Origin of the sequence: Pseudomonas sp. 39004, assembly GCF_028682155.1 — a bacterium.
Classification (GTDB): domain Bacteria; phylum Pseudomonadota; class Gammaproteobacteria; order Pseudomonadales; family Pseudomonadaceae; genus Aquipseudomonas; species Aquipseudomonas capeferrum.
Genome location: NZ_JANIAG010000004.1, coordinates 1 through 22,591, shown reverse-complemented (window position 1 = coordinate 22,591; position 22,591 = coordinate 1). Strand labels below are relative to the sequence as shown.

The window sequence follows — 22,591 nt, the reverse complement described above, 5'->3', positions numbered from 1 at the left end:
CTGTGGGTGCGTGCGGCTTTGCGCGACGCAAGGCCGCTGCCACAGCGGACGATCACCATCCGACCAACTGTCATACTCACCGCAAAAGCCGCTGCTAGGCTTCGACAGATCATACCTGTCAAAAAGCCACTATCATGCCCGCCCGCCTGCTGCTGTTCTGTGCATTGCTCATGGCCTCGGCGTCGAGCCTGGGCGTGACCCTCTACCCGATCACCGATGCCGACGGTGTAGCGGCCTATTCCGACCGGCCAGGCCCCGGCGCCAAGCCACTGGAGCTGCGCGAATCCATGGTCGAGTACCAGGAAAGCCAGGTGCGGCTCAACGCGGTCGTCTTCCAAGGTGGCGTCAGCTTCTCTGCGCGCAATGAGTCGCACGTGCCGGTGCAGGTCGAGTTGCACCTGGACAAGCTGATAAACGCGCAGGGCGGCAATGCCCCCCGTATCGTGCGCAGGGTGCTGCCAGGGCGTTCAACGCAAATGCTCAGCGTGCTCAGGGGCCGCCCCGGTACGTTGCTGGGTTACCGCTCGACGCTGCTGCAAGCCATGGGCGACCCGGGGCTGCGGCCGCAGGGCTTTCGCTACGCCTTCCCCTGGCTTGGCGGGCCATTCCGGGTGAGCCAGGGGCCCAACGGCCGTTTCAGCCACTTCGGCCCCAAAGGGCGCTACGCCATGGACATCGCCATGCCTGAGGGCACCACCATCGTTGCCGCACGCGAAGGCGTGGTGGTAAGGGTCGAGAACAGCCAGACCGGGCGCGGCAGCAACCCCTCGGGCAATTTCGTCAGGGTGCTGCACGCGGACGGCACCATGGGCGTGTACCTGCACCTGATGCGCGGTTCGGTGGTGGTGGGCGAGGGGCAGCGGGTGAAGCAGGGGCAGATGCTGGCCAAGTCAGGCAATACCGGCAACAGCAGCGGACCGCACCTGCATTTTGTGGTGCAGCGCAACGTGGGCTTGGCGCTGGAGTCGATACCGTATCAGTTCGACAGGCCAATCAGCGGGCTGCCGGACTTCACCGCCGGCAACCCTTGAGCGGGCTGGGGCCGGAAGGCGGCCCCGCCTGAGGTCAATCCAGCTTCAGCACCTTGGCCAGGACGATCTTCGGCCCTTTCATCTTCTTGATGATGATGCGCAGGCCTTCGACCTCCAGCACTTCCTCTTCCTCAGGTACGCGCTTGAGGGTTTCATAGATCAGCCCCGCCAGGGTTTCGGCCTCGATGTGGTCAAGGTCGATACCCAGCAGGCGCTCGACCTTGAACAGCGGCGTGTCACCGCGCACCAGCAGCTTGCCCGGCTGGTAGGCGAGGATGCCGCGCTCGGTCTTGCGGTGTTCGTCCTGAATGTCGCCCACCAGTACTTCAAGCACGTCTTCCATGGTCAGGTAGCCGATCACCTTGCCATCGGCTTCTTCCACCAGCACGAAATGCGCACCGCCCTTGCGGAACTGCTCCAGCAGCTGCGACAGCGGCATATGCCGGGAGACGCGCTCCAGCGGCCGGGCCAGGTCTTCAAGGTCAATGGTTTCGGGCAGGTGGTCGAGCTCGGCGAGCTCCAGCAGCAGGTCCTTGATGTGCAGCAAACCGGTGAACTCTTCGCGCTCGGCGTCGTACACCGGGTAACGGCTGAACTTGTGGCGGCGCAGCAGTGCCAGGATCTGCTTGAGCGGGGCGTGGGCGTCGATGCTGACCATGTCCTCGCGGGAGTTGGCCCAGTCGACCACTTCCAGCTCGCCCATTTCCACCGCCGAGGCCAGCACGCGCATGCCTTGGTCGCTCGGGTCCTGGCCGCGGCTGGAGTGCAGGATCAGCTTGAGCTCTTCGCGGCTGTAGTGATGCTCGTGGTGCGGGCCAGGCTCGCCTTGGCCGGCAATGCGCAGGATGGTGTTGGCGCTGGCATTGAGCAGGTAGATGGCCGGGTACATTGCCCAGTAGAACACGTACAGCGGCACTGCCGTCCACAGCGACAGCAGCTCGGGCTTGCGGATCGCCCAGGACTTGGGCGCCAGCTCACCGACCACGATGTGCAGGTAAGAGATGACGAAGAAGGCGACGAAGAACGAAATGCCCTTGATCAGCTCCGGCGTGTCGACGCCCAAGTAGGCCAGCAGCGGCTCCAGCAGGTGGGCGAAGGCCGGCTCACCGACCCAGCCCAGGCCCAGCGAGGCGAGGGTGATGCCCAGCTGGCAGGCGGACAGGTAGGCGTCCAGCTGATTGTGTACCTTGCGCAGGATGCTGCCACGCCAGCCGTGCAGTTCGGCGATGGAATCGACGCGGGTGGAGCGCAGCTTCACCATGGCGAACTCGGCGGCTACGAAGAAGCCGTTGAGCAGTACCAGGAGCAAGGCAAAGATGATCATGCCGAAATCGGCGAATAACGAGGTGAGGCTGATACCAGGGGAAGGGTCCATGATGGATTTTTTACGGGGTCCGTCTTTGGGGAATGGAGAAAAAAAGTGCCAGCACAGGCTGGCACAGGGGATCCAATGTAGCGGTTGAAGCCGCAAAAGCAAAGGGTGATGGACGTGATGGGGCTGTTGGGCAGCCCGTTCAACCCTTGCCGTTAGCCAATTGTGCTGGTGCGAAATGGCAGGTGAAGGTGCTCCCATGCCCCGGCACACTGCTGATCTCCAACCGCCCGCGATGGCGCAACAGCACATGCTTGACGATCGCCAGGCCCAGCCCTGTGCCCCCGGTATTGGACGCCCGGCTGGAGTCGACCCGGTAAAACCGCTCGGTCAATCGCGGCAAATGCTTGGCATCGATACCAATGCCAGAATCCTGCACGCTCAGGTGTGCGCCGTGCGCATCGGCCCACCAGCGGATGCGAATGCTGCCCTCGTCCGGGGTGTACTTGACCGCGTTGAACACCAGGTTGGAGAACGCACTGCGCAGCTCGGCCTCGCTGCCCTTCAGGCACACGCCGGGTGCGGCCTCCAGGCTGATGCGCTGGTTGCGCGGCCCGGACAGCGCCTGGGCATCGCCCTTGATCGACTGCAGCAAGGCATCGATCGACACTGGCAGGTTGTCGGAGGGGTAGTCGGTGGCTTCCAGCTTGGCCAGCAGCAACAGGTCGTTGAGCAGGGTCTGCATGCGCGAGCCTTGCTGGCTCATCTGCTGCAGGGCCCGGCGCCAGCGCGGGTTCACGTCCTCGACGTTGTCCAGCAGGGTTTCCAGGTAGCCGGTAATCACCGTCAGCGGTGTCCGCAGCTCGTGGGAAACGTTGGCGACGAAGTCCTTGCGCATCTGTTCGAGCTGGTGGATGCGGGTGACGTCGCGCACCAGCATCAGGTGCTCGTTGTTGCCGTAGCGAGTGATGTGCAGCTGCACGCGCATACGGTCATTGATCGGCGAGGGGATTTCCAGTGGCTCGACGTAGTTCTCCGCTTCGAAGTACTCCTTGAAGCGCGGGTGGCGTACCAGGTTGGTCACCTGCTGGCCGCCGTCCTGCGGGGTCTTGAAGCCCAGCAGGGTTTCTGCGGCGCGGTTCCACCACTCCAGGTTGCCGTCGCTGTCGAGCATGATCACCGCATCGCGCAGCGCGGCAGTAGACTCCTGGACCCGGTCGATCACCGCTTGCAGGCGGCCGCGCACGCGTTGGTCGCGACGTTGCAGGTGATAGATGCTGTCGAACACTTCGCCCCACAGGCCGTAACCGTCGGGTGGCGCCTCGTCGGGTTGGTGGTTGCGCAGCCAGTCATGCAGGCGCAGCAGCTGCTTGAGGGTCCAACCCAGGTACAGCGCCAGGCCGATGGCCAGGCTCCAGCCGTAATAGCCGCTGACCAGCCCGCCGACCAGGCAGACAGTGATCAGCAGCAGCAGGTGGCGAATCAGGGTCGCGTGCCAGTTCTGGTTCAATTTGACGGGATCCTTCGGATCCAGCTGCAAGTTGCAAGCTTCAAGCTGCAAGAAGAAGCGGATCTGTGATGCTGATAGTCCTTTTTCTAGCCTTCACGCTGCCGGCTTTTGCTTGCAGCTTGCAGCTTGCAGCTAGCTTTTGGTCGAGAAGCGGTAGCCAGTGCCACGGACGGTTTGTACCAGATTTTCGTAAGCTTCACCCAGCGCCTTGCGCAGGCGGCGGATGTGCACGTCGACGGTACGCTCCTCGACATAGACGTTGCCGCCCCAGACCTGGTCGAGCAGCTGGCCACGGGTGTAGGCGCGTTCCTGGTGGGTCATGAAGAACTGCAGCAGGCGGTATTCGGTGGGGCCCATCTCGGCGGGCTTGCCGTCGATGGTCACGCGGTGGCTGATCGGGTCGAGCAGCAGGCCGCCTACTTCAATCGGTGCCTCGCTGTCGCTCGGGCCGGTGCGACGCAGCACGGCCTTCAGGCGGGCGACCAGTTCGCGCGGCGAGAACGGTTTGGTGATGTAGTCGTCGGCACCCACTTCCAGGCCCTGGATCTTGTTGTCCTCTTCACCCTTGGCGGTGAGCATGATGATCGGGATGTCCCCGGTCAGCTCGTCACGCTTCAGGCGGCGGGCCAGCTCGATACCCGAGGTGCCCGGCAGCATCCAGTCGAGCAGGATCAGGTCAGGCTTGCGGTCGACGATGATCGCGTGGGCCTGCTGGGAGTTTTCTGCTTCCAGGCAGTCGTAGCCGGCCATTTCCAATGCAACGGCGATCATCTCGCGAATAGGCGCTTCGTCGTCGACGATCAGAATGTTCCTGCCAACCATGCTCAAAACCTCTCCTGGAAAATCGTGTCTGGCCCGCATTAGATAACGGAATTATTGCAGCTGTGTGACAGGACATTGGCTGTTATGGCGACATTGCATGACTGGGCTAGGCTTCAAGGGGCCGCTGTGGCGGCAAATCCGAACTCATTTCCCCCGTAACAATGGTGAATCCAATGACACGACATACGCTGAGCTGGATGGCCCTTTTCGCTGCGCTGGCGCTCCCGGGGGTGGCCTCGGCCCACCATGCGATGGAGAAGAACGGCATGTGGGTCGATCATGCCGGCATGACGCTGTACACCTTTGACAAAGACGCCGGTGGCAAGTCGATGTGCAATGGCGAGTGTGCCAAGAACTGGCCGCCATTGATGGTGAAAGCCGATGATGAGCCTGCCAAGGACAAGTGGTCGGTGGTAATGCGTGATGATGGCGCCAAGCAGTGGGCTTATGACGGCAAGCCACTGTATACCTTCATCAAGGACAAGAAAGCCGGTGACATGACCGGTGATGGCGTGAAAGACGTCTGGCACGTCGCCAAGCCTTGAGGCACTTTGCATGACCCTGTGGAAGCGGTTAGACCCGCTCCCACAGGGTCTGTATTGACTGTCAGCGCAGCGCGTAGTCCAGGACCACGCCAATGAAGACCAGCAGCCCCGCCCAGTGATTGTGCAAAAACGCCTTGAAGCATGAATCCCGGTCCAGTTTGCGTGTCGACCAGAACTCCCAGGCAAAGCACACGGCAGCCGCCAGCAGCCCCAGGTGGAACCAGCCACCCAGCTCGAAGCGGCTCCCCGCCAGCAGCAGGCAGCCCAACGACAGCAGCTGCAAGGTCAGGATGATCACCCGATCCGCTTCGCCGAACAGGATGGCCGTCGACTTCACGCCGATCTTCAGGTCATCGTCGCGATCGACCATGGCGTAGTAGGTGTCATAGCCCACGGTCCACAGCAGGTTCGCGATGTACAGCAGCCAGGCGCTGGCCGGCAGCTCGCCCCCGGCCGCCGTGAAGGCCATGGGGATGCCCCAGGAATACGCGGCGCCCAGCACCACCTGCGGGTAATAGGTGTAGCGCTTCATGAACGGGTAGCAGAACGCCAGGGCTACCGCCCCGAACGACAGCCAGACCGTGCGGCTGTTGGTGCACAGCACCAGCAGAAAACTTACCGCGACCAGAATCGCGAACAGCGCCAGAGCCTCGCGTGGCTTGACCCGGCCGCTGGCCAGGGGGCGGTCGGCGGTGCGTTTGACGTGGCCATCGACCTTGCGGTCGGCAAAGTCATTGATGCAGCAACCTGCGGCGCGCATCAGCACAACGCCAAGGCCGAAGATCAGCACGTTGGCCAGGGTCGGCGAACCTTGCCCGGCAATCCACACCGCCGACAGGGTAGGCCACAGCAGCAGGTAGATACCGATCGGGCGGTCCATGCGGCTTAGCTGGACAAAATCCCAGGCGCGCGGGTGCCAGCGGTTAAGCGACTTGAGCAATTGCAGGTACATCAGCGGGTTTCCTCCTTGGCCGCTTGCCACAAGGCTGGCAGGAATACCTCGGCCACCAGCAGGTCCAGGCCGTCCCGTTCGAAACGTGAGCGGCGGCCCCAGAGCCTGTCGTGCGCGGCTTCGGCCGGCAACCAGGCCTGTGGATAACTGCACACCTCGATAGGGTGGCGAATGAATGCCTGATCACAGAACAGCAACTCGCCCAGCGAGCGGCTGCCCAGGGTCTCGAGGTCCAGACCGCCGCGCTCCAGGGCGCTGCGGCTGGCCACGCTGCGGGCGAATACCCAGGGCTGGCCATGACCGCGCAGGTAGACTTCGCGCACCCAGCCTTGCGCCCCGGGCGCAATGCCCAGCGCCTGGCACTCGTCATCGCGCAGGGTCTGCCAGCCTTCAAGCAGCGGGGTCACGCAGAAGTGCTCGCGGGACAGGTGGGTCAGGCGGCGAGTCAGCGAGCCCTCGTCGAACAGCCAGCCCAGGGTCGGCTGGTCGAGCTTGGTCGCCAGCTGTGAATACGCCAGCCACGCGACAGCGGCTGCTTGCGGGGATTCGTACGACACGTCGGTATGCTTGTTACAGCCAGAGAGGCGGCGAGCTTAGCATGTTGCCCCGACTGCTTGCATACTGCTGGCAGGGCCAGTAAAAAGCCCCCAAAGATTGCGCGATGGCCCTGTGTGCGGCTTGCCCGCGAAAACCCATCAGCAGCGACACAACGCCTGAACCGAGGAACCGCGTACCCATGAAGAAGTGGCAATGTATTGTCTGTGGCCTGATTTACGACGAGGCCGAAGGCTGGCCGGATGACGGCATCGAGCCTGGTACCCGCTGGGAAGATGTGCCGCAGGACTGGCTGTGCCCCGACTGCGGCGTGGGCAAGAGCGACTTCGAAATGATCGCCATCGGCTGATCACAACCCTGTTTCAACTGAGGAAAGCACGACATGACGTCCCCTGTTGTCATCATCGGTACTGGCCTGGCCGGTTACAACCTGGCCCGTGAATTTCGCAAGCTCGATGGCGAGACGCCGCTGCTGTTGATTACCGCCGACGATGGTCGTTCCTACTCCAAACCCATGCTCTCCACGGGCTTCGCCAAGCTCAAGGATGCCGATGGGCTGTGCATGGCCGAGCCGGGCGCGATGGCCGAGCAGCTCAAGGCCGAAATCCGCACCCACACGCGCATCAGCGGTATCGACCCCGGGCACAAGCGCCTGTGGATCGGCGAAGAGGCCGTGGCCTATCGCGACCTGGTACTGGCCTGGGGTGCCCAGACCGTGCAGGTACCGATCGAGGGCGATGCTGGCGGGCAGGTTTTCCCGATCAATGACCTGGAGGATTACGCACGCTTTCGCGCCGCCGCCGCCGGCAAACAGCGCGTGCTGGTGCTGGGTGCCGGGCTGATCGGCTGCGAGTTTGCCAATGACATGAGCCTGGGCGGGTTCAAGGTCGATGTGGTGGCCCCGTGCGAACAGGTCATGCCGACCCTGTTGCACCCAGCCGCTGCCGCCGCCGTGCAGGCCGGGCTCGAAGGGCTTGGCGTGCGCTTTCACCTGGGCCCGGTGCTGACGCGTCTGCAGCGCGTGGCTGAAGGCCTTGAGGGGCACCTGTCGGATGGCAGCGTGATCGCCTGTGACCTGGTGGTGTCGGCCATCGGCCTGCGCCCACGTACCGATCTGGCCGCTGCCGCCGGCCTCAGGATCAACCGCGGTGTGGCTGTGGACCGCCAGTTGCAAACCTCCCACGACAACATCTACGCCCTGGGCGACTGTGCCGAGGTCGATGGCATCAACCTGCTCTATGTCATGCCGCTGATGAGCTGTGCCCGGGCCTTGGCGCAGACCCTGGCCGGCAACCCCACGGCCGTCAGCTACGGCCCGATGCCGATCACCGTGAAGACCCCCGCATGCCCGCTGGTTGTCTCGCCGCCACCGCAGGGGCGTGAAGGCACTTGGCAGGTGCAAGGGCAGGGCAGTGACCTCAAGGTGCTGTGCCACGATGCCGACGGCACGCTGCTGGGCTATGCCCTGACCGGTGCGGCAGTCATGGAGAAGCTGGCCCTGAATCGCCAGTTACCGCCTGTAATGGCCTAAATAGACGGCGTTCTGTCGGATTTACCCGGTTGTTGCCCACACAATGGCCGCCCAGATACTGGCGCGGCCTCGGTGGGCGTGCCATTCTCACTTCCGTCTGCCGCAGATTAGAGCCTGCGGTGCCTTGAGCGCTGCCCCCAGAGGCAGCACGGCATAACAACAAAAATCCCGTCAAAGAGGCTTTACCATGCGCAAACCAGAACTCGCCGCTGTCATCGCCGATAAGGCCGACCTGACCAAGGAAAAGGCCAACGTGGTGCTGAATGCGATTCTCGACAGCATCACCGGTGCCCTGGACAAGGACACCGTGACCCTGGTCGGTTTCGGCACCTTTGAAAAACGTCACCGTGGTGCGCGTACCGGCAAGAACCCACAGACCGGCGAGCCGGTAAAGATCAAGGCCAGCAACACCGTAGCCTTCAAGCCTGGAAAGAACCTGCGCGATAGTGTTAACACGCCTGCCAAGCCGGCCAAGAAAGGCAAATGATCCACACCTGACAACCTCAGTGTCAGCCAAGCGGGCGCCCCAGGGCGCCCGTTGTGCTTTGTGTGGGGATATGTTGCGAACTTGCGTAAATCGTTCGATAAGAGGATAAACTGCGCGACTCAGTCATTTTTTATTCGAGGCGCGTTGATGAAGTTCCGCTTTCTTCTCTGGGCCATGGGGCTGTTGATGGCCAGGGCCAGCCGTAACAACCCGGCGTTCAAGCAGCAGCTCAAGGACAAGGACCTGGTCTTCCAGATGCAGACCCTGGACGGCAAAATCGCCCGGCACTTCATCGTCAGTGACGAACGCATCAGCAGCAAAGGTGGCGCGCACCCAGAGCCTGCCTTCGCCATTGCGTTCAAGGATGCCGCTTACGGGTTCGCCACGCTGCAGGCGGGCAACAAGCAGCTGGCCTTCATGCAGGGGATTCAGGACAAGAACATCCAGATCAAGGGCAATCCGGCGCTGGTGATGTGGTTCCAGGGCTTGATGAAGTACCTGAAGCCGAAGAAAAAGCGCTGAGGTCGCAGGCCCTGCGGGAGCGGGTTGACCCGCCCACACAGAGGCCAATGCGCATCAATGCGGGGCGTGGAACTGCGAAGCCAGCTCGCGCAGCAAGGTCTCTGCCTCCAGCACCTTGTTCACCACATCCTCGGCCTTGTCCCGCGTTACCCCCAGCCGCTCCAGCAGCTCATCGGGTACTTCCTCCTGTGGCCCTGAGCCAATGCCGCGCGAACGCAGCAGGCGCGTCGCCAGGCATACCAGGTTGGGGAATGCCGCGTAGTCGCCGTCATAGGACGGGTCGTGCTGGAAGCGCAGCGCAGTCGAGAGCTCTTCGGGCATGTCCCACAGTTTCATCAGCCAGGCGCCGATCTGTTCGCGGTTGATACCCAGCAGGTGCTGTTCCACGTAGGTGTGGCACAGGTGCGGGTTGACCTCCAAATGGCGGCAGATCAGCGAGAAGTGGGGCGGGAACACATGCGCCAGCAGCAGGTAGCCAAAGTTGTGCAGCAGCCCGGCCAGGTAGGTCAGGCCAGCTTCGGGGCGTTCTGCCCGCGGCATGGCGCGGGTCAGGCCCTCGATGATGGCTGCGGTGTAGATCGACTGTTGCCAGTACGGCGTGGCTTGCTGCGGGTGGTCTTTGGGCAGGCTCAGTGTCTTGCCCAGGGCCAGCCCAAGGGCCAGGTTGATTACCAGGTCGAAGCCCAGCACGCGCACGATGGCGTCTTCCACCGAGCGGATCTTGCCGGGTGAGGCGTAGTAGGGCGATGCCGCCCAACTCACCACCTGGGCAGCCAGCGCCGGGTCGGTCTCGACCACGCCGGTAATGTCATCGATGCTGGCGTTGGGGTCTACGCGCAGCTTGATGATCTTCTGCGCGGTGTCGGCCAATGGCGGGATTTCGATGGTTTCTTCCAGGCGTTTCTGGATGCGGCGTGCCGTGAAGGCCTGGACGGCCTGGCTGATCTCGTGGGGGTCGTCATGCGGCCGGTCGAGGTTAGGGCTGATGGCCTTGACCTCCTGGCCAAAGCTGCTGGCGCTGGCCTTGGTGAGCATGCGCTTGAAGTTCGTGCGGTCGATCTCGAGCAGCAGGCCGGCTTCACCGGACTGAATCAGCACGGTCTCGCAGTCGAGCAGGCTTTTTTCGTATTGGCACGGCGAGCTGGTCAGCGCCGGAATGCCCGGCAGGCGCTTGAGGTGGTGCTTGTCGAGCATCTGCTTGAGCCGTGGCACCGATACCGCCGTCAGCTTGCGACCGGTCAGCTCGCCCAGGCGATTGAGGTCAAGCAGCTGGCTCTGTGGGAACAACACCATCAGGGCGCCGATTTCGTCGTCGAGCAAGACCGCCTGCACCCGCGAGGCGGCGGGCAATTGCGCATGCTCGACCACTTCGCGGTAGGTGACGCCCACCTTATCGAGCAGCAGCCTGATGACAGAGGGGGCGTGTGGGGTTGCGGTGTCCAGGGCAACTTCAGTCATGGTCCGTATCCACTCGTTCTTTTAAACGCGAAGTATAACCAGTCCCGTCGCAAATCTGGATCCATTCTGGAACTGGCGTCACACTTGGCCATATTGCTGGCCATGGCGCAGCCAGCGGTCAAGCAGCGGGCTGACGTGGTCCGGCCAGCGCGCGATCAGGGCTTGGGCGGCATCACGCACGGCCGGCAGCAGGTCGGCATCGCGCATCAGGTCAGCGACCTTGAACTGTAGCAGACCGGTCTGGCGGGTCCCCAGCATCTCGCCAGGGCCGCGCAGTTCCAGGTCTTTTTCGGCGATGATGAAGCCATCGTTGGTTTCGCGCATGATCCCTAGGCGTTCGCGGCCGATCTGCGACAGCGGCGGGTGATACAGCAACACGCAATGGCTTGCAGCGCTGCCCCGGCCTACCCGGCCGCGTAGCTGGTGCAGCTGGGCCAGGCCCAGGCGCTCGGGGTTCTCGATGATCATCAGGCTGGCATTGGGCACGTCCACGCCCACCTCAATGACCGTGGTCGCGACCAGCAGCTGCAGCTCTGCGGCCTTGAACTGCGCCATGATTTCGGCCTTTTCCGCAGGCTTCATGCGCCCGTGGATAAGGCCGACCCGCAGCTCGCCCAGGGCGCTGCCAAGCTCCTCATAGGTACTCTCGGCCGCCTGGCAGGTGAGTTCTTCGGATTCTTCGATCAAGGTGCACACCCAGTAGGCCTGGCGCCCTTCTGCACAGGCGGCGCGTACCCGCTCGACCACCTCGAAGCGGCGGCTGTCGGCCACCAGCACGGTGTTCACGGGGGTACGGCCGGGTGGCAACTCGTCGAGCACCGAGGTATCGAGGTCGGCGTAGGCGCTCATCGCCAGGGTCCGCGGGATCGGTGTGGCGGTCATGATCAACTGGTGCGGGCAAAGCTCGCCGGCCACGCCTTTCTTGCGCAGGGCCAAGCGTTGCTGCACGCCGAATCGGTGCTGTTCATCGATGATCGCCAGGGCCAGGTACTTGAATTTGACCTCTTCCTGAAACAGCGCATGGGTGCCCACCACCATCGGTGCGCCGTTGGCGATCTGCTCCAGTGAACTGGCGCGGGCCTTGCCTTTGAGCTTGCCAGCCAGCCATGCCACCTCGATGCCCAGCGGTTCGAGCCAGCGCTTGAAGGTGATGTAGTGCTGTTCGGCGAGGATCTCGGTGGGCGCCATCAACGCCACCTGGTAACCGGCCTCCAGCGCTTGCAGCGCCGCCAGTGCAGCGACCACCGTCTTGCCGGCACCGACATCGCCCTGTACCAGGCGCATCATCGGCTCGGCCTGGGCAAGGTCGTAGGCAATTTCGTTGGCCACACGCTGCTGGGCACCGGTCGGCTTGAAGCCCAGGTTGGCCAGGTACTGCGCCGGCAACCGGCTGGCCTTGGGCAGCACGGGGGCACGCAGGCTGCGCAGGCTCTCGCGCAGCCGTTGCTGCGACAGCTGATGGGTCAGCAGTTCCTCGAAAGCCAGGCGGTGCTGAGCCCAATGCTGGCCTTCGGCAAGCTCGTCGAGGTCGGCATCGGCCGGCGGGTTGTGCAGATAACGGATGGCGTCGTCCAGCGGCGCCAGCTGGTAGTCCCGGGCCAGCTCATCGGGCAGCCAGTCTGGCAGGCTGCGCGGGCCAAGCATGCCCAGGCTTTGCTGGCAGAGCAGGCGCAGGCGTTGCTGGGTGAGGCCTTCGGTGGTCGGGTAGATCGGCGTCAGGGTCTGTTCTACCGGGGGTGGAGGCTCGTCGCCGTTCAGCGCCCGGTACTCTGGGTGATAGATCTCCAGGCCAGAGGCGCCAGGGCGGGCTTCGCCATAGCAGCGCAGGTGCGTGCCGCGTTTCAGGCCTTCTTTCTGCGCGTTGCTGAAGTGATAGAAGCGCAGGCTCAGCACCCCGCTGCCATCACCCAGGCGCACCACCAGGCTGCGGCGCTTGCCCATGGTCACGTCAGCGCCACTGACCACCCCTTCGATGACCGCGTCCTGGCCTGGGCGCAGGGCGCCGATGGGCACCACGCGGGTGCGGTCCTGGTAGCGCAGCGGCAGGTGGAACAACAGGTCCTGCAGGTTCTCCAGGCCGACCTTGGCGAGTTTTTCCGCCATGGCATCGCCCACGCCCTTGAGTACCGTGACCGGGACCTTCGACAGCTCACTCATGACTCAGGCCGGCTGTTCCGCAGAGGGTTTGGCGACCGAGCAGAGGCGGATCGAGTCGGCGAGGATCTCGATGGCCTTGGGCCGCGGGAAGCTGGCACGCCAGGCAATGGCCACGGTACGGAACGGTGCCGGTGCCGTCAGTGGGCGCACTTCGATGACGCCCGGCGCGTAGTGGTGGCTGTGCACCGCCGACAGCGGCAGGATCGAGACGCCAAGGCCCGAGGCGACCATGTGGCGAATGGTTTCAAGCGAGCTGGATTCCACCGTGGTGTGCCGGGCGCCTTCACCGCCCTTGTTCAGGGTCGGGCAGGCTTCCAGGACCTGGTCGCGGAAACAGTGGCCTTCGCCCAGCAGCAGCAGGCTCTTGTCGTTGAGCATGGCGGTATCGATGGTTTTTTTCGCCGTCCACGGGTGATCGGCGGGCATCAAGGCGCAGAATGGCTCATCGTACAGCGGCAGGGTCAGCACGTCGGCTTCGTTGAACGGCAGGGCGATGATCACCGCGTCCAGTTCGCCGTTGCGCAGCTTTTCGCGCAGTACGTGGGTGAAGTTCTCTTCGATGTACAGCGGCATCTGTGGTGCCACGCGGTGCAACTGCGGGATCAGGTGCGGGAAGAGATAAGGGCCGACGGTATAGATGGCACCGACCTTGAGCGGGGCGGTCAGTTGGTTCTTGCCGGCCTGGGCCAGCTCACGGATGCCCTGGGCCTGTTCCAGTACCTTCTGCGCCTGGGCAACGATGCTTTCACCGACCGGGGTCAGGCGAACCGCGCTCTTGCTGCGCTCGAAGATCAGCACGCCAAGCTCGTCCTCGAGCTTCTTCACACCGACCGACAGGGTCGGCTGGCTCACGTGGCAACGTTCGGCCGCGTGGCCGAAATGCTGTTCCTGGGCGAGTGTGACGATGTAGCGTAATTCTGTGAGGGTCATAACGTGCGTCCATGAAGTTGCGAGCCCAGCATAGCGGCTGCAATCGATAGACGCACGTTATCAGACTTGCCGATTTGTGACAGAAACAAAAGTCTCAGCGGCGGTCCAGCGAGTAGACGAACGGCGCCACGACTTCGATCGTGCCGTTGTTCAGCAACTCCGGTGGCGGCTTGGGTACCGTGCCGGCGCGACGGATCATTTCCAGCGTTGCGCGGTCCAGTGCTGCACTCCCCGAACCACCCGCCATGGCGTACGACACTACCTTGCCTTCGGCATCGACCACGAAACGCAGGCGGTTGATGCCCTGCAGGCCGCGACGACGCGCGTCTTCCGGATAGCGCTTGTACTTGGCCAGGTGGCGCAGCAGGTCGCTCTGCCAGGTAGGCAGGGCGTTGCTGTTGGACGCGATGCTCGGTGCCGGTGCTGCGGACTTCTGGGGCGGCGTATTGCTTGGCGGTGCATCCACCACCTCCTCGGTCGGAGGCGCTTCCTTCGGCGGCTCAGGCTTTTTCTCAGGCTTGGGCGGCTGTGGCTTGGCCTTCGGCTTGGGCGGCTTGGCGATGGCGATCTTGGGTTTAGGCGCTTCCACCAGCTTGGGCAACGGCAGTTCTTCGACCGGTGCCGGCGGCTGTGGGGCGGCTTTGGGAGGAGGTGGTGGCGCAGGCTCCGGCAACGGTGCCAGCTCGACCATCATGGCTGCCGGCGGCAGCTCGATGGCCTGAGGCACCGACCAGTTGAGCGTGAGCAGCACAGCGACGGCATGGACACCCAGCACAAGTGCCAGGCTGCCGCTGTAACGCGCCAGATTGTGCCGCGTCTTCGTCATTTCTTGGCTGCCGTCTCGAGACCTACCAGACCGACTTTGAGGTAGCCGGCCGCGCGCATGTTGTTCATCACTTCCATCAGGTCACCGTAATCCACGCCCTTGTCGGCCTGGAAGAAGATGGTGGTTTCCTTGTCGCCCTTGGTCTTGGCGTCGAGCATCGCGCCAAGTTGCGCGGGTGCAGGTACCTGGTCGTCGCCGACATACAGCTTCTGGTCGGCCTTGACGCTGACGAACACGGGTTTCTCGGGCCTCGGCGCCGGCTTGGCGGTCGAGGCTGGCAGGTCGACCTTGATGTCGACCGTTGCCAAGGGCGCCGCCACCATGAAGATGATCAGCAGTACCAACATGACGTCGATGAACGGCGTAACGTTGATTTCGTGGTTTTCGGCGAGGTCGTCGCCACCTTCGTTGAGATGCAGGCCCATGGCTTACCCCACTTTCACCATGTGCGGGGCGGCGCGCTCGCTGCCTTGGTGGTCCAGGTCACGGCTGACCAGCAGCAGCACCTGGGCAGAAGCGTCGGACACCTGAGCCTTGTAGCCGGCAATGGAGCGGGCGAAGACGTTGTAGATGACCACGGCCGGGATTGCCGCAACCAGGCCCAGGGCTGTTGCCAGCAGGGCTTCGGCGATGCCGGGGGCAACGACTGCCAGGTTGGTGGTTTGGGTCTTGGCGATGCCGATGAAGCTGTTCATGATGCCCCATACGGTGCCGAACAGACCGACGAAGGGTGCGGTGGAACCGATGGTGGCCAGTACGCCGGTGCCGCTGCTCATGTTGCGGCCGCTGGCAGCGACCAGGCGCTCCAGGCGGAAGGCGACGCGTTCCTTGATGCCTTCTTTTTCACGCGCGTTGGCCGACAGGCGCATTTCTTCGAGGGCATCGTGGACCAGGGTGTGGGCCAGGGTGCCTTCCTTGTTGGAGACCTCGCTGGCTTCCTTGAGGCTGGCGGACTTCTTCAACTGGGCGATCTCGCCGCGCAGACGACGCTTGGCGCCCATCAGCTCGAAGCCTTTGGCGATCCAGATGGTCCAGGTGATGATCGAGGCGATGGCCAGGCCGATCATGACGATCTTCACCACGATGTCGGCGTTCTTGTACATGCCCCATGGCGACAGGTCGTGGGCCATGCCCAGGGTAGTATCCTCGACCAGTGCTTCGACGCCCGGGTCTACAGCGACCGGTGCATCGACCGGGGTCGCGGCAGGCGCGTCGGCAACGGGCGCCGAGCCATCAGCGGCCGGGGCTGGGGCGGCGGCGGGAGTAGCGGGGGCGGCAGCGGCAGCAGCAGGTGTGCTGGCGTTGGCGGTTGGCTCATCGGCCATGGCCACTGGGGCCAGCACCAGGCTGAACATCAGCGCGGCGATGGCACGCCAGGCGCGCGACGGGGTTGGCGAAGCGGAGGGTTGAGTACGTGTCATGCTAGCCGGACCTGATGAAGAAAAAGAGTGAACGTTCTCCAAGGCCTCGAGAGCGGCCGAGAACAGATAGGGGCGCCATTATTGCAAGTAATTCTTGTTAACAAAAGTAATCTCGTTGCTTTTTTCGCCTATCGTCTAGCCGCCCATCGTGTAGCGTGGCTGGTTTGATCCACTGGTCTAGGGAGTTTTGAGATGTTGGACCTGTCCGTAATGGTCGTAGGTTGTGGTGATGTAGGTGGCCGGCTTGCCCGGCAATTGCTTGCCCGTGGCTGGCTGGTGAGCGGCTTGCGCCGTTCGATCGCGCAACTGCCCGAGGGCGTTGTGCCGGTGGCTGCCGACCTGTCCGATGCGGCCATCCCCGCAGCGTGGCCGCAGCGTGCGCCGGATTATCTGGTGTATTGCGTGGCGGCCAGCCAGCACGATGAGGTGGGGTATCAGGCCGCCTATGTTGACGGCCTGCGCCATGTTCTGGCTTGGCTGGCAGCGCGTGGGCAGCACCCACGACGCCTGTTGTTCGTGTCCAGCAGCAGCGTGTTTGCGCAACAAGAGGGTGAGTGGATCGATGAGACGGCGGCCACTGAACCTGAAGGGTATTCCGGGCGCGTAATGCTTGAAGCCGAGCGCCTGGCGTTGGCCAGTGGTATCCCGGCAAGCGTGGTGCGTTTGACCGGCATCTACGGGCCGGGCCGTGAGTGGCTGCTGAGCCAGGTACGCCAGGGGTATCGGGTGGCCGAGCAGCCGCCGCTGTATGGCAACCGCATCCATGCCGAGGATGCAGCGAGCCTGCTGGCCTTCCTGCTGCAGGCGGATGCCGACGGCGTGGCGCTGGACGATTGCTATATAGGTGTCGATGACGACCCGGCGCCGCTGGCCGATGTGGTGGCCTGGTTGCGCGGGTACATGGGGGTTACCGAGTGGTCGGATGAGCAGCGGGTGCGCCGTACCGGCAGCAAGCGCTGCAGCAATGCCCGCGTGCGGGCATTGGGCTGGGTGCCGGCGTATCCGAGCTACAAGGAAGGGTACGCGGCCATTCTGCAAGGGAAAGGCTGACGGGCTGGGGCCGCTTAGCGGCCCTTTCCGGCCGGTCCGGGGCCGGCAAGGCCGCGAATGGCTTCAGTTCTTCTCAAGCACCCACTGACGAGAACCGGCTGCCAATGCAGGCATCTCGTCCGGCTGTGCACGGTTCACCGCCTGGAAAATCTCCAGCTTGTCGCCATCACGCTTGAGAATGAACGGCGCACCACGTTGCTTGCGCTCCAGCCACAGGCTGTCGTTGCTGCCGCCCATGGTCGCGCAATCGCCCGCCAGGCACAGGGCAAAACGGTCCGGGCCGGGCAGGCCGGTCACGCCGCCGTTATCGGCGAAACGCACCACGCTACCTTGACCCTGGCCTTCGACGATCTTCCAGTCGCCGCCCAGGTAAGCCTGATACAGCGCCTTCTCGAAGCTGCCACCCAGGGGCGCATTGCCCGGCTGCTTGGCGCGCACGAAGGTCTGCTTGGCACCGGACTGGTCGGTGGTTTTCAGCTCGTCACCGTCCAGCTCAAGCTGCTCGGTCTGCCCGCCCTGGAAGCTGGCCTGCCACTGCTTTTCAGTGGCGCTCAGTTGGCCATCGGCGGCCTCGAAACCATTGCTGAAGCTGGCCTGCTGGTCGGCTATATCGAGTTTCCACTCGAACACCGGGCCATGCTCATTCAGGGCCTGACGCAGGCTGCCACCCTTGACGGCGGCTTTGATGGCGTCCTGGTTGATCCAGGTGCCGTTGAAGTCTTCGGGTTTATGACTGGCGCAACCGCTCAAAAGCAGGGCTGCCAGCGCGAGGGGCAGTGCTTGACGCATGGTAGGTAACCTTGGGGGAGAGAGCGTGACGGGCAGAGCGCCCGTCACCGGGGGCATCACTCGATGACCAGGATCGCGTCCATTTCGACCTGCGAGCCTTTCGGCAGCGCGGCAACGCCAATCGCGGCGCGGGCTGGGTAAGGTTGTTCGAAGTAGCGGCCCATCACCTCGTTGACCTTGGCGAAGTGGCTCAGGTCGGTGAGGAAGATGTTCAGCTTGACGATGTCCTTGAACGAACCGCCAGCGGCTTCAGCCACGGCCTTGAGGTTCTCGAAGACCTGAACGGTCTGAGCTTCGAAGCCTTCGACCAGTTCCATGGTTTTTGGGTCCAGCGGGATCTGGCCCGACATGTAGACGGTGTTGCCGGCCTTGATCGCTTGCGAGTAGGTACCGATAGCGGCGGGGGCTTTGTCGCTGGTAATGACGGACTTGCTCATGATGACTCCTTGCGGTTGGCGGACTACGTACGCATGCGGGTGATGCGGACCACACCGGTCAAGGTACGCAGCTTCTTGATCACACGCGCCAGGTGCACGCGGTCGTGCACGCTGACCACCAGTTGGACCACGCTGATACGGCCGTCGCGTTCGTCCATGCTGATCTTCTCGATATTGCCGTCGGCGGCATTGACGCTGCTGGCCAGCAGCGCGATCAAGCCGCGTTGGTGCTCCAGCTCGACGCGCAGCTCGACGTTGAATTCGCCAGCGATGTCCTTGGCCCAGGAAAGCTGCACGCACTTCTCTGGGTTGTGGCGAATTTCACTGATGTTGCGGCAATTTTCCAGGTGCACGACCATGCCTTTGCCCGCCGACAGGTGGCCGACAATCGGGTCACCAGGGATCGGCGTGCAGCACTTGGCGTAGCTGAGTACCAGGCCTTCGGTGCCGCGAATCGCCAGCGGGCCTTCCGGTGCCGGCAGTTGCTCGCCTTCGGCCGACAGCAGGCGGCGGGCGACCACATAGGCCATGCGGTTGCCCAGGCCGATGTCTTCGAGCAGGTCTTCGATCAGCTCCAGGCGGTATTCGGCGAGAATCGCCTGAATGCGCTCTTGGGGGATCTTTTCGAGGCTGCTGTCGAAGCCGGTCAGTACCTTGTTCAGCAAGCGCTCGCCGAGGCTGATGGACTCGGAGCGGCGCTGTTGCTTGAGCGCGTGGCGGATGTGCGTGCGCGCCTTGCCGGTGACCACGAAGTTGAGCCAGGCCGGGTTCGGCCGGGCGCCCGGCGCGCTGACGATCTCTACCGTCGAGCCGCTCTGCAGGGGCTCCGACAGTGGCGCCAGGCGGCGGTTGATGCGGCAGGCGATGCAGCTGTTGCCAACGTCGGTGTGTACCGCGTAGGCAAAGTCGACGGCCGTGGAGCCTTTGGGCAGCTCCATGATGCGGCCTTTTGGCGTGAACACGTAGACCTCGTCCGGGAACAGGTCGATCTTCACGCTCTCGATGAATTCCAGCGAGTTGCCCGCACGCTGCTGCAGCTCGAGAATACCCTTGACCCACTGACGGGCACGGGCGTGGCTGCCTTTGGGCTGTTCGTCGTCGTTGGACTTGTACAGCCAGTGCGCGGCGATGCCATTGTTGGCCATCTCTTCCATTTCGCGGGTGCGGATCTGGATTTCGATGGGCACGCCATGCATGCCGAACAGCGTGGTGTGCAACGACTGATAGCCGTTGGCCTTGGGGATCGCGATGTAGTCCTTGAAGCGACCGGGCAGCGGTTTGTACAGGTTGTGCACGGCGCCGAGCACGCGGTAGCAGGTGTCGACCTTGTCGACGATGATGCGGAAGGCGTACACGTCCATGATCTCGTTGAAGGCGCGGCGCTTGCCGCGCATCTTCTTGTAGATGCCATAGAGGTGTTTTTGCCGGCCGCTGACCTCGCCCTCGATACCGTCGGCGGCCAGGCAGTTGGCCAGCGACTGTTCGATCTTGGCGACGATCTCTTTGCGGTTGCCGCGGGCGCTCTTGACCGCCCGATGGATCAGCGACGAGCGCATCGGGTGCATGGCCTTGAAACCGAGGTCTTCGAATTCGACGCGCACGGTGTGCATGCCCAGCCGGTTGGCGATGGGCGCGTAGATTTCGAGGGTTTCCTTGGCGATGCGTCGGCGTTTTTCGCCAGACAGCACTTCCAGCGTGCGCATGTTGTGCAGGCGGTCGGCCAGCTTGACCAGGATCACGCGGATATCGCGGGCCATGGCCATGGCCATCTTCTGGAAGTTCTCGGCCTGCGCCTCGGCCTTGGTCTCGAAGTTCATCTGGGTCAGCTTGCTGACCCCATCGACCAGCTCGGCGACCGTCTCGCCAAACTGCTGGCTGAGGGCTTCCTTGGCGATGCCGGTGTCTTCGATCACATCGTGCAGCATGGCCGCCATCAGGCTCTGATGGTCCATGTGCATGTCGGCGAGGATGCTGGCCACGGCCAGCGGGTGGGTCACGTAGGGCTCGCCGCTGCGGCGGCGCTGCCCATCGTGGGCCTGTTCGGCGTAGAAATAGGCGCGACGAACCAGGTTGACCTGTTCGGGGCCCAGGTAGGTCGACAGCCGTTCGGCTAAGGCTTCTATACCCGGCATGGGTTCACCTCTTGCAGAGGAAGAGGGCCTTGTGCCGCGCGACGTCGACCTGGCATCAATCAGACAGCCTCGTTGGACTCGTCCTCGAACGCGGCGAAGACCGGATCCTCGGTGACGATCTCTTCAGCGGCGATGAACTCGTTGGTGACGATGCCTTCGGCAATTTCACGCAGGGCAACTACGGTCGGCTTGTCGTTTTCCCACGCTACGCGTGGCTCTTTGCCGCCGGTCGCCAGCTGACGGGCGCGCTTGGTCGAGAGCATGACCAGCTCAAAACGGTTATCCACGTGTTCCAGGCAGTCTTCAACAGTTACGCGGGCCATGGTCTTCCTCAGTAGCAAATGCGGTAGGCGTGCAGCCCAATTTGGGCAGGCGGACTCAATAGTTTAAAAAATCACCAGCCAATAGGGAAGCGATGTTTTGCCGGGTGCGGATCATAGCGCTCCCTGTGGTAACGGCTTTGCCCGCGAAAGGGCCGGAACAGACACCCTGATCTTGTATCTCACAACATCGCGCCGCGCAACCGTGGGGTCAGTTCTTCGAACAGCGTCTGCACCGAGCGCAATGCCCGGCAATCGGGCCGGGTCAGCAGCCACAGCTGGGTGTCGCAACCGGCCAGCGGCCCGCTCAGCGCATCGACGCCTGGCAAGGCGTGCACCATGTAATCGGGCAACGCCGCCACGCCCAACCCGGTGCTGACCAGCTGCGCGATGGTCGACATGCCGCTGCACTGGTAACGCGGGCTCAGGCCGGGGTATTGCTGGTTGCGCCAGACCACGGTGGGGTGGTCCTGCATCGAATCGTCCGGTGCGATCCACGGCACGCTGTTGGCCGCCTCGTTCAGGCGCTCGCGCCACTGCGGGTGGCCGCAGATCACATAGGAAGTCGAACCCAGGCACCGGCCGACCAGATGCTCCGGTGGCGTGTTGGTCAGGCGCAGGGCAATGTCGGCATCGCGCCGGCTGAGGTTGGCGAAGGTATTGGAAGTGCCCATTTCCAGCGACAAGGCCGGGTAGTTGGGCATGAATTCAGCCAAAGCCGGCAACAGCAGGCTGTGCATCACTGCCTCGGTGCAGGTCAGACGAACGGTACCGCTGACTACCTGCTCGCCACTGGTCATGGCGATGCGTGCGGCCTCCAGCGCCTGCTCGGCGCGCTCGGCCTGCTCCGCCAAGGCCTGCGCCGTGTCGGTCGGCAGGTAGCCTTTACGGCTCTTTACGAACAGTGCCGTGCCCAGTGCCGACTCCAGCCGGCGGATCGAACGGAACACCGTCGAAACATCGACTTTGAGCAGTTCGGCAGCCTTTGCCAGGGAGCGGCCACGTTCCAGGGCCAGGACCAGGGAGAGGTCGGCATGGGTAATCTGATATTGCATTGGTGCACGCTCTGCTTGCCGAAATGCCAATGTCTGTTGCGTTGAGGCCATTTTATAGTGGAACCGCCCCTGGGAATCAATGCGCCCGGTCGGGCAACCAATCCCCACGATGGGAAAGTGAAAAAAACAACAGCTGCAACCATCGTCGCCCGTGAGGCGCCAGCCGTATCCCCACATCGCCGCAGCAAATCAAAGGATGTACACCATGACGTCGGTCACTCCGTGCGCCAGTTCTTCCAGCGAGATGAAAGACTTCCTCCAGGCCCATCCGGACACTCAGTATGTCGATCTGCTGATCTCCGACATGAACGGCGTGGTACGTGGCAAGCGCATCGAGCGGGCCAGCCTGCACAAGGTGTACGAGAAAGGCATCAACCTGCCGGCGTCCCTGTTTGCCCTCGACATCAACGGTTCGACCGTTGAAAGCACAGGCCTGGGCCTGGATATCGGCGATGCCGACCGCATCTGTTACCCCATCCCCGGCTCGCTGTGCAACGAGCCGTGGCAGAAACGCCCCACCGCGCAGCTGCTGATGACCATGCACGAAATCGAAGGCCAGCCGTTCTTCGCCGACCCGCGCGAAGTGCTGCGCCAGGTGGTGAGCAAGTTCGATGACCTGGGCCTGGATATCTGTGCCGCATTCGAACTCGAGTTCTACCTGATCGACCAGGACAACCTCAACGGCCGCCCACAGCCGCCGCGCTCACCGATTTCCGGCAAGCGCCCGCAGTCGACCCAGGTGTACCTGA

At 63.4% G+C, this 22,591-nt stretch carries 23 protein-coding genes and 1 pseudogene; 8 read left to right on the top strand and 16 right to left on the bottom strand.

What is annotated here, in order from left to right; all coding sequences use genetic code 11:
* Nucleotides 1-134 precede the first annotated feature (134 nt).
* Entirely contained in the window at nucleotides 135-1,031 is an 897-nt protein-coding gene (locus NP534_RS01235) for a peptidoglycan DD-metalloendopeptidase family protein (RefSeq protein WP_033702359.1), read from the top strand.
* A 34-nt stretch (nucleotides 1,032-1,065) separates the two neighbouring features.
* Here the strand turns inward: NP534_RS01235 and NP534_RS01230 are convergent, their stop codons facing one another.
* From NP534_RS01230 to phoB, 3 genes are all read right to left on the bottom strand, one after another.
* On the bottom strand, nucleotides 1,066-2,406 hold the full coding sequence (locus NP534_RS01230) for a hemolysin family protein (protein WP_033702357.1): 1,341 nt from the start codon (nucleotides 2,404-2,406) through the stop codon (nucleotides 1,066-1,068).
* Nucleotides 2,407-2,545: 139 nt separating this feature from the next.
* On the bottom strand, nucleotides 2,546-3,853 hold the full coding sequence (gene phoR / locus NP534_RS01225; protein ID WP_274097480.1) for a phosphate regulon sensor histidine kinase PhoR: 1,308 nt from the start codon (nucleotides 3,851-3,853) through the stop codon (nucleotides 2,546-2,548).
* A gap of 132 nt (nucleotides 3,854-3,985) precedes the next feature.
* Nucleotides 3,986-4,675: a phosphate regulon transcriptional regulator PhoB gene (gene phoB / locus NP534_RS01220; protein WP_003253341.1), complete on the bottom strand. Its 690-nt coding sequence runs from the start codon at nucleotides 4,673-4,675 to the stop codon at nucleotides 3,986-3,988.
* Between the two features lie 173 nt (nucleotides 4,676-4,848).
* Here phoB and NP534_RS01215 point away from each other — a divergent pair, with 173 nt between their 5' ends.
* Nucleotides 4,849-5,220, top strand: coding sequence for a COG4315 family predicted lipoprotein (locus NP534_RS01215; protein ID WP_274097479.1), 372 nt, complete (start codon nucleotides 4,849-4,851; stop codon nucleotides 5,218-5,220).
* 61 nt (nucleotides 5,221-5,281) lie between these two features.
* On the opposite strand, the gene ubiA is transcribed toward NP534_RS01215, so the two are convergent.
* Both ubiA and NP534_RS01205 read right to left on the bottom strand, forming a co-directional pair.
* Complete coding sequence (gene ubiA, locus NP534_RS01210; protein ID WP_156309979.1) at nucleotides 5,282-6,172, bottom strand: 4-hydroxybenzoate octaprenyltransferase; 891 nt, start codon at nucleotides 6,170-6,172, stop codon at nucleotides 5,282-5,284.
* A complete protein-coding gene (locus NP534_RS01205) occupies nucleotides 6,172-6,729 on the bottom strand; it encodes a chorismate--pyruvate lyase family protein (RefSeq protein WP_274097478.1) in 558 nt (185 codons plus the stop codon). Before NP534_RS01205 ends, ubiA begins: the two co-directional genes overlap by 1 nt.
* Nucleotides 6,730-6,908: 179 nt before the next feature.
* Here NP534_RS01205 and NP534_RS01200 point away from each other — a divergent pair, with 179 nt between their 5' ends.
* The 4 genes from NP534_RS01200 to NP534_RS01185 all read left to right on the top strand — a co-directional run bounded on the left by NP534_RS01200 (nucleotide 6,909) and on the right by NP534_RS01185 (nucleotide 9,267).
* Nucleotides 6,909-7,076: a rubredoxin gene (locus tag NP534_RS01200; RefSeq protein WP_274097477.1), complete on the top strand. Its 168-nt coding sequence runs from the start codon at nucleotides 6,909-6,911 to the stop codon at nucleotides 7,074-7,076.
* A gap of 33 nt (nucleotides 7,077-7,109) precedes the next feature.
* Nucleotides 7,110-8,258, top strand: coding sequence for an NAD(P)/FAD-dependent oxidoreductase (locus NP534_RS01195; protein WP_274097476.1), 1,149 nt, complete (start codon nucleotides 7,110-7,112; stop codon nucleotides 8,256-8,258).
* Between the two features lie 187 nt (nucleotides 8,259-8,445).
* Nucleotides 8,446-8,745: an HU family DNA-binding protein gene (locus tag NP534_RS01190; RefSeq protein ID WP_274097475.1), complete on the top strand. Its 300-nt coding sequence runs from the start codon at nucleotides 8,446-8,448 to the stop codon at nucleotides 8,743-8,745.
* 147 nt (nucleotides 8,746-8,892) lie between these two features.
* Nucleotides 8,893-9,267 (top strand): helicase, encoded by a 375-nt coding sequence (locus NP534_RS01185; protein WP_274097474.1) that lies wholly within the window; start codon nucleotides 8,893-8,895, stop codon nucleotides 9,265-9,267.
* Between the two features lie 54 nt (nucleotides 9,268-9,321).
* On the opposite strand, the gene NP534_RS01180 is transcribed toward NP534_RS01185, so the two are convergent.
* From NP534_RS01180 to exbB, 6 genes are all read right to left on the bottom strand, one after another.
* Complete coding sequence (locus NP534_RS01180; protein WP_274097473.1) at nucleotides 9,322-10,725, bottom strand: aminoacyl-tRNA deacylase and HDOD domain-containing protein; 1,404 nt, start codon at nucleotides 10,723-10,725, stop codon at nucleotides 9,322-9,324.
* A 78-nt stretch (nucleotides 10,726-10,803) separates the two neighbouring features.
* Entirely contained in the window at nucleotides 10,804-12,882 is a 2,079-nt protein-coding gene (gene recG, locus NP534_RS01175) for an ATP-dependent DNA helicase RecG (RefSeq protein WP_274097472.1), read from the bottom strand.
* Between the two features lie 3 nt (nucleotides 12,883-12,885).
* Complete coding sequence (locus NP534_RS01170; RefSeq protein ID WP_033702334.1) at nucleotides 12,886-13,812, bottom strand: hydrogen peroxide-inducible genes activator; 927 nt, start codon at nucleotides 13,810-13,812, stop codon at nucleotides 12,886-12,888.
* Nucleotides 13,813-13,906: 94 nt separating this feature from the next.
* The gene (locus NP534_RS01165) at nucleotides 13,907-14,638 is read right to left on the bottom strand and encodes an energy transducer TonB (protein ID WP_033702333.1); all 732 of its coding nucleotides are present in this window, start codon (nucleotides 14,636-14,638) and stop codon (nucleotides 13,907-13,909) included.
* Entirely contained in the window at nucleotides 14,635-15,063 is a 429-nt protein-coding gene (gene exbD, locus NP534_RS01160) for a TonB system transport protein ExbD (RefSeq protein WP_033702331.1), read from the bottom strand. The genes NP534_RS01165 and exbD overlap by 4 nt, the downstream gene beginning before the upstream one ends.
* Before the next feature lie 3 nt (nucleotides 15,064-15,066).
* Entirely contained in the window at nucleotides 15,067-16,059 is a 993-nt protein-coding gene (gene exbB / locus NP534_RS01155; RefSeq protein ID WP_274097471.1) for a tonB-system energizer ExbB, read from the bottom strand.
* A 192-nt stretch (nucleotides 16,060-16,251) separates the two neighbouring features.
* On the opposite strand from exbB, the gene NP534_RS01150 reads away from it, so the two are divergent.
* Complete coding sequence (locus NP534_RS01150) at nucleotides 16,252-17,109, top strand: SDR family oxidoreductase (protein WP_274097470.1); 858 nt, start codon at nucleotides 16,252-16,254, stop codon at nucleotides 17,107-17,109.
* Between the two features lie 63 nt (nucleotides 17,110-17,172).
* Here NP534_RS01150 and NP534_RS01145 read toward each other — a convergent pair whose 3' ends face one another.
* The 5 genes from NP534_RS01145 to NP534_RS01125 all read right to left on the bottom strand — a co-directional run bounded on the left by NP534_RS01145 (nucleotide 17,173) and on the right by NP534_RS01125 (nucleotide 21,842).
* The gene (locus NP534_RS01145) at nucleotides 17,173-17,898 is read right to left on the bottom strand and encodes a hypothetical protein (RefSeq protein ID WP_033702323.1); all 726 of its coding nucleotides are present in this window, start codon (nucleotides 17,896-17,898) and stop codon (nucleotides 17,173-17,175) included.
* A 56-nt stretch (nucleotides 17,899-17,954) separates the two neighbouring features.
* Nucleotides 17,955-18,335, bottom strand: coding sequence for a RidA family protein (locus tag NP534_RS01140; protein WP_033702322.1), 381 nt, complete (start codon nucleotides 18,333-18,335; stop codon nucleotides 17,955-17,957).
* Between the two features lie 23 nt (nucleotides 18,336-18,358).
* Nucleotides 18,359-20,467, bottom strand: coding sequence for a bifunctional GTP diphosphokinase/guanosine-3',5'-bis pyrophosphate 3'-pyrophosphohydrolase (spoT, locus tag NP534_RS01135; RefSeq protein ID WP_033702320.1), 2,109 nt, complete (start codon nucleotides 20,465-20,467; stop codon nucleotides 18,359-18,361).
* Nucleotides 20,468-20,526: 59 nt separating this feature from the next.
* A complete protein-coding gene (rpoZ, locus tag NP534_RS01130; protein WP_012312123.1) occupies nucleotides 20,527-20,790 on the bottom strand; it encodes a DNA-directed RNA polymerase subunit omega in 264 nt (87 codons plus the stop codon).
* A 179-nt stretch (nucleotides 20,791-20,969) separates the two neighbouring features.
* On the bottom strand, nucleotides 20,970-21,842 hold the full coding sequence (locus NP534_RS01125) for a LysR family transcriptional regulator (protein ID WP_274097469.1): 873 nt from the start codon (nucleotides 21,840-21,842) through the stop codon (nucleotides 20,970-20,972).
* A gap of 244 nt (nucleotides 21,843-22,086) precedes the next feature.
* Here NP534_RS01125 and NP534_RS01120 point away from each other — a divergent pair.
* Nucleotides 22,087-22,591, top strand: a pseudogene (locus NP534_RS01120) (glutamine synthetase); the annotation flags it as partial.